Origin of the sequence: Desulfobulbus elongatus DSM 2908 (assembly GCF_000621145.1) — a bacterium.
Taxonomy (GTDB): Bacteria; Desulfobacterota; Desulfobulbia; order Desulfobulbales; family Desulfobulbaceae; genus Desulfobulbus; species Desulfobulbus elongatus.
Map to the genome: position 1 here is coordinate 1 of NZ_JHZB01000053.1, position 12,894 is coordinate 12,894.

Genomic DNA, 12,894 nt, shown 5'->3' on the forward strand with positions numbered 1-12,894 from the left:
AGGATAAACCGCTTCATAATTTCACCTGCCAAGTGAGTTTTTAGGACAGGCGGATATTGCAATATTTTTACTGAAATTTCAATATGTTGATTTTAACTTTGCGTTGATTTTGTAGATGTTTTTTCACTGAACCAGGGATATATTCGGTGCTTGTTGTCTCGACTCGCAAGTCTTCACGATGGTCGATGAGCCGTTGCACTTCGATATGGGCCACAGCTTCATGTTGAAGGGCTCTCTTCTGTGGGTCGGCTGAATAATCGGCATGAGCTAAAGCGCGGTCAATGTCACGGGGATGCGTGTCGTGTCCTTCGATGAGGTTGGAATAGTAGCAGTTCATTGACCGGACAAGGTCTCCCACGCCTAGCCGCACAGCTGGCGGCAATTGACTTGCCAGCCCCGAGGCTTTTGTTGCTAGATCAACGGCAAGATCTTCCAACTCGCGCTCACCGTCTGGCGGGAGCATGGGTTCCATCAAACCTATACCTTCTGTGGTTGCCATATAGCACCTCTTTCGCTATTGCCGGAATGTCTTTCTGCTTTACGCACTATATATCAATAAGTTGTTAACGCAACAATGGGGATTAATGCCGGTTTTTTTGCCGGTTTAAGGGGCAATTATCTCTATCGCGGACAAGGGCCGCGCTCCGGCCTTCTCACGCGCAACCGCCACATGGAACTCTTCACCCATGCTGCAACTTGGTCCTGCCAAGTATTGATTTTTGTTGTGAGTTGCCATGCAAACGTAGAAACTTCTTCATGCAATAACAGAAAAACACTCTCCCCAATTCGGGCGAAACATCAGTGTTCGAAAGCGAGTTTGGCAGGCTGTACTCGGAGGAAGGACAACCTGCCAAATCGATCCGCTTGATGGAGGGCCTGACTTACCTTGAATCATGCGCTCAAGACGGACAGTTGCCAGTTTTTTGCCGATGACCGCTGCCCATTGTCGAGTTAAAACCATCTTGTCAGGCCTTGGCGCAATCGTCCGCCTGCTTGTGCAGTGCCCAAACGCGCTTGACCTGGCTTTCGCTGCACGCGGCCAACCGGGCCGTTTCTGGAATACTGTGGCCGGCGTTGCGCAGAGCCACGACCCGCTCATGTACTTTCACGTTCGCTTTGCGGCCGGTGTACCGACCGGCGCTCTTCGCCAGCCGAACGCCTTGCCGTTGTCGCTCGCGGCGATCTTCGTAGTCGTCGCGGGCCATCTGCAGGGCGATCTTCAACAGTAAATGCTGGACCGACTCCAAGACTATCTTTGCCATTCCTTCTGCCTCGGCCGCCAGGTCGGACAGATCGACCACGCCAGGAATCGCCAGGCGGGCACCCTTGGCGCGGATCGACGCCACCAGGCATTCAGCTTCCGGCACCGGCAAACGGCTGATCCGGTCGATCCTCTCCGCCACAACCACCTCACCGGGTTGCAGGTCGCCGATCATGCGCAGCAACTCCGGGCGATCCGCACGGGCACCCGATGCCTTTTCCCGGTAGACGCCAGCAACATAATAGCCGGCGGCCTTCGCGTTTTCCACGATGGCCACCTGGCGGGTCAGGTCTTGTTCGTCAGTGCTGACGCGCAGGTAGATACGCGCCACTTTGAAATTGTCGTTCATGTTCACCCCGGCCAATTTGGGTATACTCAAGTTGGCTCTCTTTTTTATCCCAGGCAAAAAAGCCGTTTACGGGCTTATCTTGGCCGGGTCATTTTTGACCGCTCTAAGTGGCCTTGAGATCCGATATAGTCAGAAACGTTTATGCGGGTCTTCATAGTCATTCCCGACTATAGTCGACCAACAGCCCGCCCCAAACGATACCATTTACAACTCCCGCAGCCAGGTGACTGAGCCTGGTTTTGATACCAATCAAGGCTCAGCTGCAGACCGATCAGCCAGCCATGGATCTGATAGCGGGTATCAATAATAAATTTTTCTGTCCCGGATCGCTCAAGGGATTGCGATTCCCGCTTGCAGGTAGTAACGTAACTACATCAATGGCTCGAATAGGAGGTGCTGCTATGACCATCACGACCATATCCAGTCGAGAGCTGAATCAGGATGTTACCCGTGCAAAAAAGGCGGCCAAGAGTGGACCTGTATTCATCACAGATCGCGGCAAACCTGCTCACGTACTGTTGAGCATCGAGGAATACCAGCGGCTTACAAAGCAGCGTCGCAACATTGCCGATTCGCTAGCCATGCCGGGCGTTGCGGACATTGAGTTTGAGCCGCAACGCGTGACTCTCGGAACCCGACCGGCTGATTTCTCATGATGTACGTTCTCGATACCAACGTGGTGTCTGAGTTGCGAAAAGTTCGGGTTGGCAAGGCTGATCCGAACGTTTCGGCATGGACTGAAAGCGTTGACGCTGCCGACCTCTTTGTGTCCGCCATCACCATTATGGAGTTGGAGCTTGGCGTTTTGTCGATTGAGCGCAAGGACGCGACCCAGGGGGCCATGCTACGTGCATGGCTAGAGCAACACGTCTTGCCGGAGTTCTCAGGGCGAACGCTGCCCGTCGACACAGCCGTGGCGCAACGTTGCGCCCGGCTGCATGTACCCAACAAGTGCGGTGAGCGTGATGCACTCATTGCTGCGACAGCTCTTGTACATGGTATGACGATAGTCACTCGCAACGTAGCCGATTTTCAATCTACAGGAGTGACGATCCTAAATCCATGGGAGCGATGCTAATAAGCGGCTGGCCGTGGTGTTTGAGGTGCCGTACAAGGTCTTTCTGTGACCGTCCTCGACGCCACCGGCCGCCACCGGCGGGGACCGGCCACCCACCCAAGCCAACGGCCGGACAAAGTTACACGCTTGTTGAACTCCTGGAGGCCTCGGACTATTCCCAACCGATGACGGACGAAGATCAGGAATGGCTTGATGTGCCAGTTGCCGGACGGGAATTGATCTGAGGCGCGCATATTCTCTTTCCTGCTGATACCAGCCATCAGATCCATGGCTGGCTGATCGGTCTGCAACTGAGCCTTGATTGGTATCAAGGCCAGGCCTTGGAAGCCCTTGCCTTTTTTATTATAGTTATTATTATAACCACAATAAAAAACACAAAAGGGAGGTCTGCGTATGCAACCAATTGAAACTTTTATACCTATTACCAAGGCAAAGGCGAAATTGCTCGACATGGTGAGGCAGATACAAGATACGAATGACGCTATTGCTATAACTAAAAATGGTGTCCCTGAAGCCGTTATATTATCTTTTGATAAGTTTGACGGTTTGTTGGAAACAATAGATATACTTGCGGATGCCGAGACGATGAAACAAATCAGAGAGTCTGCTATCGATATTAATGAGTCACAATTTATTGATATTGATGAGGCTTTTTGATGCATTACCGTGTGAAAATCACTCGCAGCGTTAACGAGATCGGCAAAAAACTAACTCCAGAAATAAAAAAAGATGCTAAAAAAGCTCTTAATGAGTTTGCAAAAAATCCTCATATTGGCAAAGAGCTGCAGCGTGAATTGAGCGGCTTTCGATCTTATCGGTTTCTGAGGTATCGTATTGTCTACAAAATTAATACAGACGACAAGGTTGTTGTCGTTTGGGCTATTTCTCACAGAAGCGATATTTATGAAAATCTTGCTGAGTACCTCATTAAAAAGCAATAATTGCTGATCAAACACCAAACATTTCTCGTTTGATTTCCCCGGATAATACGATGCTTACAAGCAGACTACCCGCCGAATCGACCTTCTCAAAGATGCCCGCCACTGAGGAAATTTGGTGCATTTTTAGTGCACTTGATGCTCAAAATAGGCTATAAAAGGCCATAGTTGACAACTTGAAAGTTTTTGTTTTTCTTTTTGTTATCAAGTAGTTGTTGTTGCTATAAGCTGAGGATCGCCAGACTTCGAATCCGAGGGCCGGGGGGTTCGAATCCCTCCGGGCGCGCCAGAGATCAAGCACTTGGCTTATTGCAAGCTGAGTGCTTTTTTGTTTCCGATGGTTCTCGTGTCATCATTGTGCAGGCGGATGCAATCGCAGCGATTTCTATCAGCGGGCATGGCGGTGTGTCGGCAACCTATGACCGGGCGTTGCGCCAGCCCCGCGATTTCTCCGACGGTTACGCGAAAATAGCGACAGATGGCCAAAGTCACTGCCCGGAATTGTGTTTTTATGACCGGCCAAACAGTGTCCTTTTGCTGGGAGTGGTTATAGATTGCGAAAAGGTGAAAATTGCCGAAGCAGAGAACAGTCTGCCATTAATGCACCAAGAATGTCGGGCATGAACGAATGCCGTCAACCGTAGCGCCCCACCTCGAACGGCCACCTCGAACGGCCACCTCGAACGGCCGCCTCGGAACCGCCGGAATGTGGCAGCGATGGCGGCCACAGCGCTGCCTATCCGGAAAAATATGGAGTAAGAGTCGACGATGCATGACCTCAGTATATTGATTACCTTTGCCGGCAGTTTGGCAGGAGCGCTGGTGTTGGGCCTTCTCGCGCACCGTTTCAGACTGTCGCCCATCATCGGCTACCTGCTGGCTGGCGTGCTGGTGGGGCCCTTCACGCCCGGATTCGTGGCGAACCGCGCCGTGGCGGAGCAGTTTGCAGAAATCGGCGTCATTTTGCTTCTCTTTGGCATCGGCCTGCGCTTCCACCTGCGCGAACTCATCGCAGTGTGGCGGGTGGCCGTGCCGGGGGCGCTCATCCAGAGCGCGATGACCACCGTCATGCTGGCGTCTTTGCTCCGCCTGTTCGACTGGAGCTGGGTCTCGGGGATCATCATGGGGATGGCGATTTCGGTGGCGAGTACGGTGGTGATGGCCCTGGTGCTCGCCGAGCGCCGCGATCTGCATGCGCCAATCGGCCATATCGCCGTCGGCTGGACCGTGGTGGAGGACCTCCTGACAGTGGCCGTGCTGCTGCTCCTGCCGATTCTGTTCGGTCAAGCCGGCCAGGGCAGTGGCGAGGACAGCGCGTTCGCCGCGCTCGGGCTTGCCGCGGTCAAGGTCGCCGGTCTGGTGGCGCTCGTCGTCGTTCTCGGAAAATGGGGGATTCCCTGGGCGCTCGAGCGGATTGCCAGAAGCCGCCTGCGGGAACTCTTCACCCTGGCCGTGCTGGTGCTCGCAGTCGGCATCGCGGTCGGCTCGGCCGAGATCTTCGGGGTGTCGATGGCGTTGGGCGCGTTCCTTGCCGGCTTGGCGGTCGGTCAGTCCGAATTTGCGGCCCGGGCGGCGGGCGACGCGGTGCCCATGCGCGATGCCTTTGCCGTGCTCTTTTTCGTTTCGGTGGGTATGCTTTTCGACCCCTGGAGTCTTGTGCAGGTTCCCCACCTGATCGCGGTCGTGCTCGTGGTCGTGGTGGTCGGTAAGCCGTTGGTCGCCCTCGTGACCGTGCGGGGCCTCGGTGTGCCGATGGCGACAGCTGTTCCGGTCGCGGCCGCGTTCTCCCAGGTGGGCGAGTTTAGTTTCATCCTGGGGTCGGTGGCACGGCAACTCGGTCTCCTCAACGATGCGGGGTGGAACGCCTTGGTTGTGGCCTCCCTCATCTCGTTGGCCCTCAATCCCACGATTTATCGGTGGGCGCGCCGGCTATCGTCGTCCGCGCCCACGCTCACGCCTTCACCGGAGCACCAGCGGGCGCCGGTGGATCCGAATCGCTGCATCCTGGTGGGATACGGGCCCGTGGGCAGGATCGTCCATCAACTGCTCAAGGATCGCGGCGCCTCCGTCACCGTGATCGACCTCAATCTCGATGCCGTACGCGCCATGAAGGCCGAGGGGATATCCGCCCTCTACGGCGACGTCCTGCGGCCGGGCACCCTGGAGGAGGCCGGTATCGAAACCGCCGGCAGCCTCATCCTGAGCGCCGACGTCGAGGACGCCGCCGAGATCATCCGGCAGGTGCGGCTGCTCAACCCAGCACTGCGCGTGTTGGTACGGTGCACGCACCTGCGCGACACCCCGGAGTTGCAGCGTGCCGGCGCCGACGTGGTCGCGGCGGGCGAGGCCGAGGTCGGCGTGGCGCTGGTCGAGGCGATGACCGCGGATCAGTTGGCCGACTGCGAGATGCACGCGGACCAGCGCAAAGCGGTCCGCGCCCGGCTCTACGGCGGCGCGCGCTGATAGCTTTTGGCGATGCCGGCCGACAGAGGAGAGGGAGGTCAGAGCAGGCCGTCCATGACCGCCAGGCACATGTCGGCCTTGTTGAGGGTGTAGAGATGGACGCCGGGAGCGCCGCCGTCGAGCAGGCCCCTGACCTGCTCCCGGGCATAGGCCACGCCGATGTCGTAGACCGCCGCGTTTCCGCCCTGTTCGTGGGCCTTGGTCAGGGCGTTGATCAGGCGGCCGGGGATGCGGGCGTTGCACATCTCCAGAACAAAGCGCAGGGAGGCCAGGCTGCGGATGGGCAAAATGCCCGGCAGCACCGGCACGGTCACGCCCAGGGCTCGCAGCCGGTCCACGTAGTCGAAATAGACCCGGTTGTCGAAATAGAGTTGGGTGATGACAAAATCGGCGCCGCACGCCACCTTGCGCTGCATCACCGCCAGGTCGGCGGCGAAGGAGGGCGCCTCGGCATGGGCTTCGGTGAAGCCGGCCACGCCGATGGCCAGGTCCGGATGGCGCCGGCGGATGTGCGCCACCAGGTCCGAGGCGTGGGGGAAGGCGGCGAACAGGTCGGCGTCGGTGCCGGTGTAGCCGGTGGGGCGGTCGCCGCGCAGGGCGAGGATGTTGTCGATCCCCAGGGTGCGGATCGCCGCGAGGAAGCCGTCGACTTTTTCCCTGCTGGCCGTGACCCCGGTGAGATGCGGCATGACCTCGAAGCCGCAGGTGTTGATCAGCCGCTCGCAGATTTCCAGGGTGTTGGACTGGGTGGAACCGCCGGCGCCGTAGGTCACCGACACGAACAGCGGCCGCAGCCGGCCGAGCTCTCGGGCCGTTTCCAGAAAAACCGGCCAGTCCTCCTGCTTTTTCGGCGGAAAGAATTCCAGGGAAACAAACGGACTCTGCGTCTTGATCAATTGAGGAATCTGCATCCCATTCTCCTTATGGATATCCGTGCGGGGGCGCTGGCCCGGCCGGCACGGCAGAAAAACGATTCGTCTGCACGGGCGCTACGGCGGCGCATGCCGTCCCGGCCGCCCATCATCGCCGCCTGGTCTTGCGGCCGCTCCACAGCGGGTCCTGGCCGAACCGGGCCCGCCACCAGTCCTCGGGATCGTACAGGTCGAACCGGTCGTCCTCCGCTTCCTCCCGCTTCAGGGGAAACCGGTATTCGCTGCAATAGCGCATCAAGAGTTCGTAGGCCGCGGTGATCCGGTACATCTGCTCGCTGCTGCCCTCCGCGCCGCCTTCGCTGGCGTCGGGGTGGTGCAGCTTGCTCATCCGGCGGTAGCTGCGCTTGATCTCGGCCAGGCTCGCCCGCTCCGGGAGTTGCAGCACCGTCCTGGCCTGCTCGATGGCCTGCCATTCCCTGGCGTTCATCCGGCGGCCTTTTTCTGCCAGCTCTTTTCGGTGCCGTTGAGCAGGCGGCCGATGTTCTGATGATGCTTGAGCCAGATCAGCAGAACGATGAAGGCGGCCAGCCAGAATTTCCAGGCCGGAACCTGGAGCACCAGCAGCACGACGAGGATAGAGGCCGACCCGAGGAGTGAGCCCAGGGAGACATAGCCGGACAACAACACACAGACCACAAAAACTAGCAGGCAGGCCAGCGCCGCCAGCGGTGCCAGATAGAGAAAGGCGCCGAGGGCGGTGGCCACGCCCTTGCCGCCTTTGAAGCGCAGGTAGACCGGGAACATGTGGCCGAGCACCGTGGCCGCGCCGCAGGCGGCGATGACCAGGTCGCGGTGGGGATCGGCGCCCAGGAGCAGGGCGGCAAGGCACATGGGCAGATATCCCTTGAGCATGTCGCAGCCCAGGGTCAGGGCACCCATTTTCTTGCCGAGCAGGCGGGCCACGTTGGTGGCACCGATGTTGCGGCTCCCCTCGGTACGGATGTCGATGCCGCTGCTTCGGGACAGCAGCAGGCCGAAGGGAACGGCTCCGATCAGGTAGGAGCCGAGGATGCACGCGGGAGCAGCGAGAAACATGACTGTTTTTCTGGTTGGTTGATGATTGGCAAAAATAAAAAAAATCAGGCCTTGTTGTGCCGGAAGATCATGTCCAGTTCGCAGGCGGCGGCAAAGACCGCGATGTCCTCCCGCAACAGCCGGACATAGGGACAGTCCACCACCGCCAGCAGGGTCTGGCGCAGGCGGACAACCGGCTGGTCCCCGATGTCCACCGGTTCGACCACGTAGGGAAAGATCTGCGGCCGGCGGCAGACCTGGGGCCGGCCGTCATAGACCCGGCACCGACCCGACGACGGCTCCAGATGGGGGCAGCGGCTCTCTCGGGGCAGAATCAGGCTCCAGCCCGGCTGCCAGCGGATCAGCACCGGCTCGGCGCGATCGAAAAATTCCCGGCCGTCCAGTTGCAGCGGCGGCTCGTCGTCTGGCCGCTGCGCCCACGTGGCCGCGGAGTCGATGCGCTCCACCGGGAACAGCCCGGCTTCCCCGGCCTGGAGCGGGATCTCGAAATAGCTGTGGTCCATGGCCTCATCCGGGCCGACGCAGCAGAGTGTGCAGCCGCAGGGGGCGCAGAGCAGGCTGTTGATCCGCTCCAGCTCGCGGGTGAGCACTCGCTGGGCCACCAGGGCCGTGGTCGCGGTCATGGGGTCCACCGGCTGGCCGTCCGCGTCGATCACCTGTTCCGGCGCCGGCGCGCCCGCCTTCAAGGCTTCCAGGGGCTGGAGCAGATCGATGTAGGGCGCCAGCGCGTCGGCCGGGTTCGAATACCGGGCGAAACGGGTCTCGATCGCTTCGGTCAACTGACTGGTGACCTCGGCCACCGAGCCGAAGTCGCCGGTCAGATAGAGAAACTGGACAATGGCCACCAGGGGCAGGACCGGCTGCCGCAGCAGTGCCAGCCCCGGAGCCAGCGCGTCTTGTTCGATCATCGTGCGTCTGTTCACAGTGGTCCGCACCCTACACAAAAAAAAGCCGAAAAACAAGCCGCCACCGCGCACAACCCGCTGAAGAAGCCGCAGATACCTTTACTTTAGCCCGCAAACTGATTACATATACCACCTTGCCTCCGCACAATGACGGCGCCGTGCGCGCCAGAAACAACCGACAAGTATGGCTCTACGAACAATCCTCACCTATCCGCATCCGATCCTCCGGCAACAGGCGGAACCCGTAACCGTTTTCGACCAGGAACTCAAAACCCTGGTCGAGGACATGGCGGAAACCATGTACCACGCTCCCGGCGTCGGCCTGGCGGCCAACCAGATCGGCGTCGCCCGGCAGGTGGTGGTGGTCGACCGCTCCACCTCGGAACACGAACGCACCTACATCACCCTGGTCAACCCGGTCATCAGCGCCGGCGAGGGCAAGGTCGTCGACGACGAAGGCTGCCTGAGCGTGATCGAATGCTACGCCAAGGTCGAACGGTTCCGCACAATCCATGTCACCGCCCAGGATGTGGCAGGCAATCCCCTGGAATTCGACGCCGAAGACCGCTATGCCCGCATCATTCAGCACGAGGTTGACCATCTGCGCGGCACCCTGTTCATCGATCGACTCAGTTCGCTCAAACGCGCCCTGTACAAGAAGAAACTCAAGAAAATCCTCCAGGAACAGGAATGAGCGCACCTTTGCGGATCGTCTTCATGGGCACGCCAGACTTTGCCGTGCCGTCGCTCCAGGCCCTGTTCGACGGCCCGGAACAGGTGGTGGCCGTGGTCTGCCAGCCCGACCGCGAACGGGGCCGCGGCAAGCGGCTGAGCCCGCCGCCGGTGAAGGTGCTGGCCGAGCGGCACCGCATTCCGGTGCTGCAACCGGAGTCGGTGCGCACCGCGCCCTTTGGGGACGAGATGCGGGCCCTGGCCCCGGACCTGTTGGTGGTGGCCGCCTACGGCAAGATTCTGCCCCAGGTCCTGCTCGACCTGCCGCGTCTGGGCGCGATCAATGTCCATGGCTCGCTTTTGCCCAAATACCGGGGCGCGGCCCCGATCCAGTGGGCGGTGATCAACGGCGAGGCCGAGACCGGCATCACCATTATGCAGATGGACGCGGGCATGGACACCGGCGACATTCTCCTGACCGCCGCTGTCCCCATCGGTCCCCAGGAGACGGCGGGCGAACTGTTCGAACGGTTGGCCCGGCTGGGCGGGGACACCCTGGCCGACGCCGTTGACCGCCTCAAGGCAGGCCGGCTGGCGGCGCGGCCGCAGGAGCACGCCCTGGCCAGCCAGGCGCCGATGCTCAACAAGGAGATGGGCCATCTCGACTGGACCCTGCCGGCCCACCGCCTCCACTGCCTGATCCGGGGGCTCGATCCCTGGCCTTCGGCCTACGGCTTCATCGACGGCCGGCGTTTTCGTTTTTTCTCCCCTGAAGTGGTGCCGGTAAACGCCAGCGACCCGCCCGGAACCATCCGCCGGGCCGACGGCCAGGGCCTGTTGGTGGCCACCGGCGCCGACTGCCTGCGCATCCGAGAACTCCAGCCGGAGGGCAAGAAGCGGATGGACAGCGGCACCTGTCTGCGCGGTCTCCGTCTGGCTCCCGGTACCCGGATCACCTGATGCAGACCGCCTATCTCGACTGTTTTTCCGGAGTGAGCGGCGACATGCTGCTCGGGGCGCTGCTCGACGCCGGCGTGCCGGAGGCGTATCTCCGCGAGGTTCTGGCCGGGCTGCGGCTGCCCGGAGTCGGGCTGGCGGTGGAGCGTAAAGTGGAGCAGGGATTTGCCGCCACCAAGGTCACGGTGGCCAGCGGCCATACGCCCCGTCACGGAGCGCAGCACCATGACCATCGTCATCTGGCCGACATCGCCGAACTGCTCGCGGCCGCTGCTTTGCCGCCGCAGGTGCGGGATGCGGCCCTGGCGGTCTTCACCCGCCTGGCCGAGGCCGAGGCCGCGGTCCACGGCACCACCGTCGATGCCATCCACTTCCACGAGGTCGGCGCGGTGGACGCCATCGTCGACATTGTCGGTACGGTGGCCGGCTTTGCCCATCTTCACATCGACCGGCTGATCTGCTCGCCCCTGCCCCTGACGCGCGGCTGGGTTGCCTGCGATCACGGCGAGATTCCCCTGCCCGGACCGGCGGTCTGCCGGCTTTTGGCCGGGGTGCCGGTGTACGGCGAGAACCTGGAGCAGGAACTGGTCACGCCCACCGGCGCGGCCCTGGTCCGGGAACTGGCCCATGGTTTCGGACCGATGCCGCCGATGCGGCTGGCCCGGACCGGCTACGGCGCCGGTTCCCTGGAGCGGAGCGACGGCCGGCCCAACCTGCTCCGCCTGCTGCTCGGCCAGGCCGTCGAGGTGGCCGAAGCCCAGGAGGTCGAGGTGATCGAAACCCACCTCGACGACTGGAACCCCGAATTCTGGCCCCATGTCAGCGAACGGCTGCTGGCCGCCGGCGCCTTGGACGTCTGTCTGATACCGATCCAGATGAAGAAGGGGCGGCCGGGCTTTCTCTTGCGGGTGATCGGCGAGCCCGCCACCCGGCTGGCCATCACCACGGTGCTGTTCAGCGAGACCAGCACCATCGGCCTGCGGCTGCGGCGGGAGGAGCGGATGACCCTGCCCCGGGAAACGGTCATTGTGGCCACCCCCTGGGGCGAGTTGGCCGCGAAGCGGATTGCCACTCCGGCCGGCAAGATCATTGTGCCGGAATACGAGGTCTGCCGCCAAGTGGCCGAACGCCACGGCGTGCCCCTGCAGGCGGTGTATGCCGCTGTCGGCCGCCATCCCGGCCACCGCGAGGAATCATGAAATCTGTCGAGGGCGCCGTGCCATGGACCGGGTGCTGATGTTCATCGCCACCGGCGCCGGCAGTGGGTATCTGCCCATGGCTCCGGGCACCTGGGGCTCGGCGGTGGGCGTCCTCCTCTGGCTGCTGTTGGCCCGGCTGGGCCCGATGCCCTATTTCGCCGCAGTGGCGGCCCTGTTCGCCCTTGGCACCCTGGCCGCCGGGGCGGCGGAGAAGATCGTCGACCGGCCCGATCCCTCCGTGGTGGTCATCGACGAGATCGTCGGCCAGCTGATCGCCCTCAGTTTCGCGCCTGCGCATCCCGCCGCCGCGCTGGCCGGCTTTGTGCTCTTTCGTTTCTTCGATATATTGAAACCCTTTCCCGCGGGCTGGATCGACAGCCGCCTGCATGGCGGCCTGGGTGTCATGCTCGACGATGTCGTCGCCGGGCTCTATGCCCTGCTGGCGCTGCACCTCGGCCACTGGCTGCTCAAGGCGCTGTAGGCACGGCCTGCGCGGCCGTCCCGTTTTTCGCAAGGAGTTCCCACGGCGCTTGCCATTGATATCCACACCCATGCCTTTCCCGACCAGGTCGCCAGCAAGGCCTCCCGGCCCTGGAGCGGGAAGGCGGCATCAAGGCCTATCTCGACGGCACCATCGCGGCCCTGCTCGATTCCATGGCCAGAAGCGGCGTCGAACGGTCAGTGCTCTGCTCCATCGCCACCCGGCCGGAACAGTTTTCCCCCATCCTCGACTGGTCCAAGGCCATCCGCTCCGAGCGGATCGAGCCCTTCCCCTCGCTGCATCCCGACTTGCTGCTTAACTAGGCTTATAATGGGGATGACTGAAGGGATTTCAGCCCATCCTGACACGAGAGTGAGATTCTCGTAGCGTATTGTTAACTATCTATAATTATTTTTGAAAAATAGGTGATTTTGCCGGCGTTGATTTCTTGGGTTTGATACAATAAATAACGAAAGACGAACACTAATTAAGTGATTATCTATAAATAACCATGACCTTGTTCAGGACAATCATGGCGGCTGCCAATGTGTTGAGTGCAATGTACGAGAGATCTGTCTTCTCGTATCGTGGTATCAATTTGCGAAACCGGTTGAACCATGAATG

At 60.8% G+C, this 12,894-nt stretch carries 17 protein-coding genes and 1 pseudogene; 11 read left to right on the top strand and 7 right to left on the bottom strand.

Annotation, left to right across the window (positions count from 1 at the left end; translation table 11 throughout):
• Positions 1 to 67: 67 nt before the first annotated feature.
• Together Q362_RS0116675 and Q362_RS0116680 are read right to left on the bottom strand one after the other, a co-directional pair.
• Positions 68 to 499 (bottom strand): Fic family protein, encoded by a 432-nt coding sequence (locus tag Q362_RS0116675; RefSeq protein ID WP_028319571.1) that lies wholly within the window; start codon positions 497 to 499, stop codon positions 68 to 70.
• A 466-nt stretch (positions 500 to 965) separates the two neighbouring features.
• A complete protein-coding gene (locus tag Q362_RS0116680; protein ID WP_035217101.1) occupies positions 966 to 1,610 on the bottom strand; it encodes a recombinase family protein in 645 nt (214 codons plus the stop codon).
• 401 nt (positions 1,611 to 2,011) lie between these two features.
• Here Q362_RS0116680 and Q362_RS0116685 point away from each other — a divergent pair, with 401 nt between their 5' ends.
• From Q362_RS0116685 to Q362_RS0116705, 6 genes are all read left to right on the top strand, one after another.
• Positions 2,012 to 2,266 (top strand): type II toxin-antitoxin system Phd/YefM family antitoxin, encoded by a 255-nt coding sequence (locus Q362_RS0116685; RefSeq protein WP_028319573.1) that lies wholly within the window; start codon positions 2,012 to 2,014, stop codon positions 2,264 to 2,266.
• On the top strand, positions 2,263 to 2,688 hold the full coding sequence (locus Q362_RS0116690) for a type II toxin-antitoxin system VapC family toxin (RefSeq protein ID WP_211248520.1): 426 nt from the start codon (positions 2,263 to 2,265) through the stop codon (positions 2,686 to 2,688). Before Q362_RS0116685 ends, Q362_RS0116690 begins: the two co-directional genes overlap by 4 nt.
• Before the next feature lie 393 nt (positions 2,689 to 3,081).
• Entirely contained in the window at positions 3,082 to 3,345 is a 264-nt protein-coding gene (locus Q362_RS0116695) for a type II toxin-antitoxin system Phd/YefM family antitoxin (protein WP_028319575.1), read from the top strand.
• Positions 3,345 to 3,629 carry a type II toxin-antitoxin system RelE family toxin gene (locus tag Q362_RS23140; RefSeq protein ID WP_084312918.1) on the top strand — a complete coding sequence of 95 codons (285 nt, stop codon included), beginning with the start codon at positions 3,345 to 3,347 and terminating at the stop codon, positions 3,627 to 3,629. The genes Q362_RS0116695 and Q362_RS23140 overlap by 1 nt, the downstream gene beginning before the upstream one ends.
• Before the next feature lie 306 nt (positions 3,630 to 3,935).
• A complete protein-coding gene (locus Q362_RS23855; RefSeq protein ID WP_157470256.1) occupies positions 3,936 to 4,250 on the top strand; it encodes a hypothetical protein in 315 nt (104 codons plus the stop codon).
• A gap of 144 nt (positions 4,251 to 4,394) precedes the next feature.
• Positions 4,395 to 6,089 carry a cation:proton antiporter gene (locus Q362_RS0116705; protein WP_028319577.1) on the top strand — a complete coding sequence of 565 codons (1,695 nt, stop codon included), beginning with the start codon at positions 4,395 to 4,397 and terminating at the stop codon, positions 6,087 to 6,089.
• 38 nt (positions 6,090 to 6,127) lie between these two features.
• Here the strand turns inward: Q362_RS0116705 and Q362_RS0116710 are convergent, their stop codons facing one another.
• The 4 genes from Q362_RS0116710 to Q362_RS0116725 form a co-directional block, all read right to left on the bottom strand.
• Positions 6,128 to 7,000 carry a methylenetetrahydrofolate reductase gene (locus Q362_RS0116710; RefSeq protein WP_028319578.1) on the bottom strand — a complete coding sequence of 291 codons (873 nt, stop codon included), beginning with the start codon at positions 6,998 to 7,000 and terminating at the stop codon, positions 6,128 to 6,130.
• Positions 7,001 to 7,109: 109 nt separating this feature from the next.
• Positions 7,110 to 7,448, bottom strand: a complete 339-nt coding sequence (locus Q362_RS0116715; protein WP_028319579.1) for a J domain-containing protein — start codon at positions 7,446 to 7,448, stop codon at positions 7,110 to 7,112.
• Entirely contained in the window at positions 7,445 to 8,056 is a 612-nt protein-coding gene (gene plsY / locus Q362_RS0116720) for a glycerol-3-phosphate 1-O-acyltransferase PlsY (protein ID WP_028319580.1), read from the bottom strand. Before plsY ends, Q362_RS0116715 begins: the two co-directional genes overlap by 4 nt.
• A gap of 44 nt (positions 8,057 to 8,100) precedes the next feature.
• Positions 8,101 to 8,964 carry a YkgJ family cysteine cluster protein gene (locus tag Q362_RS0116725; protein ID WP_051554440.1) on the bottom strand — a complete coding sequence of 288 codons (864 nt, stop codon included), beginning with the start codon at positions 8,962 to 8,964 and terminating at the stop codon, positions 8,101 to 8,103.
• 181 nt (positions 8,965 to 9,145) lie between these two features.
• Here Q362_RS0116725 and def point away from each other — a divergent pair, with 181 nt between their 5' ends.
• The 5 genes from def to Q362_RS24340 all read left to right on the top strand — a co-directional run bounded on the left by def (position 9,146) and on the right by Q362_RS24340 (position 12,593).
• On the top strand, positions 9,146 to 9,655 hold the full coding sequence (def, locus tag Q362_RS0116730) for a peptide deformylase (RefSeq protein WP_028319582.1): 510 nt from the start codon (positions 9,146 to 9,148) through the stop codon (positions 9,653 to 9,655).
• Positions 9,652 to 10,593, top strand: a complete 942-nt coding sequence (gene fmt / locus Q362_RS0116735; protein ID WP_028319583.1) for a methionyl-tRNA formyltransferase — start codon at positions 9,652 to 9,654, stop codon at positions 10,591 to 10,593. The genes def and fmt overlap by 4 nt, the downstream gene beginning before the upstream one ends.
• Positions 10,593 to 11,789 carry a nickel pincer cofactor biosynthesis protein LarC gene (gene larC / locus Q362_RS0116740; RefSeq protein WP_028319584.1) on the top strand — a complete coding sequence of 399 codons (1,197 nt, stop codon included), beginning with the start codon at positions 10,593 to 10,595 and terminating at the stop codon, positions 11,787 to 11,789. The genes fmt and larC overlap by 1 nt, the downstream gene beginning before the upstream one ends.
• Before the next feature lie 22 nt (positions 11,790 to 11,811).
• Positions 11,812 to 12,270: a phosphatidylglycerophosphatase A family protein gene (locus tag Q362_RS0116745; protein WP_028319585.1), complete on the top strand. Its 459-nt coding sequence runs from the start codon at positions 11,812 to 11,814 to the stop codon at positions 12,268 to 12,270.
• 173 nt (positions 12,271 to 12,443) lie between these two features.
• Positions 12,444 to 12,593 carry a hypothetical protein gene (locus Q362_RS24340; RefSeq protein ID WP_211248521.1) on the top strand — a complete coding sequence of 50 codons (150 nt, stop codon included), beginning with the start codon at positions 12,444 to 12,446 and terminating at the stop codon, positions 12,591 to 12,593.
• 172 nt (positions 12,594 to 12,765) lie between these two features.
• On the opposite strand, the pseudogene Q362_RS24920 reads toward Q362_RS24340, so the two are convergent.
• A pseudogene (locus Q362_RS24920) lies at positions 12,766 to 12,894 on the bottom strand (IS5/IS1182 family transposase); the annotation flags it as partial.

Coding starts and splice junctions, on each gene's coding strand:
- Q362_RS0116675 (WP_028319571.1), bottom strand. CDS start 499: ATGGCAACCACAGAAGGTATAGGTTTGATGGAACCCATGCTCCCGCCA.
- Q362_RS0116680 (WP_035217101.1), bottom strand. CDS start 1,610: ATGAACGACAATTTCAAAGTGGCGCGTATCTACCTGCGCGTCAGCACT.
- Q362_RS0116685 (WP_028319573.1), top strand. CDS start 2,012: ATGACCATCACGACCATATCCAGTCGAGAGCTGAATCAGGATGTTACC.
- Q362_RS0116690 (WP_211248520.1), top strand. CDS start 2,263: ATGATGTACGTTCTCGATACCAACGTGGTGTCTGAGTTGCGAAAAGTT.
- Q362_RS0116695 (WP_028319575.1), top strand. CDS start 3,082: ATGCAACCAATTGAAACTTTTATACCTATTACCAAGGCAAAGGCGAAA.
- Q362_RS23140 (WP_084312918.1), top strand. CDS start 3,345: ATGCATTACCGTGTGAAAATCACTCGCAGCGTTAACGAGATCGGCAAA.
- Q362_RS0116705 (WP_028319577.1), top strand. CDS start 4,395: ATGCATGACCTCAGTATATTGATTACCTTTGCCGGCAGTTTGGCAGGA.
- Q362_RS0116710 (WP_028319578.1), bottom strand. CDS start 7,000: ATGCAGATTCCTCAATTGATCAAGACGCAGAGTCCGTTTGTTTCCCTG.
- Q362_RS0116715 (WP_028319579.1), bottom strand. CDS start 7,448: ATGAACGCCAGGGAATGGCAGGCCATCGAGCAGGCCAGGACGGTGCTG.
- plsY (WP_028319580.1), bottom strand. CDS start 8,056: ATGTTTCTCGCTGCTCCCGCGTGCATCCTCGGCTCCTACCTGATCGGA.
- Q362_RS0116725 (WP_051554440.1), bottom strand. CDS start 8,964: ATGATCGAACAAGACGCGCTGGCTCCGGGGCTGGCACTGCTGCGGCAG.
- def (WP_028319582.1), top strand. CDS start 9,146: ATGGCTCTACGAACAATCCTCACCTATCCGCATCCGATCCTCCGGCAA.
- fmt (WP_028319583.1), top strand. CDS start 9,652: ATGAGCGCACCTTTGCGGATCGTCTTCATGGGCACGCCAGACTTTGCC.
- larC (WP_028319584.1), top strand. CDS start 10,593: ATGCAGACCGCCTATCTCGACTGTTTTTCCGGAGTGAGCGGCGACATG.
- Q362_RS0116745 (WP_028319585.1), top strand. CDS start 11,812: ATGGACCGGGTGCTGATGTTCATCGCCACCGGCGCCGGCAGTGGGTAT.
- Q362_RS24340 (WP_211248521.1), top strand. CDS start 12,444: ATGGCCAGAAGCGGCGTCGAACGGTCAGTGCTCTGCTCCATCGCCACC.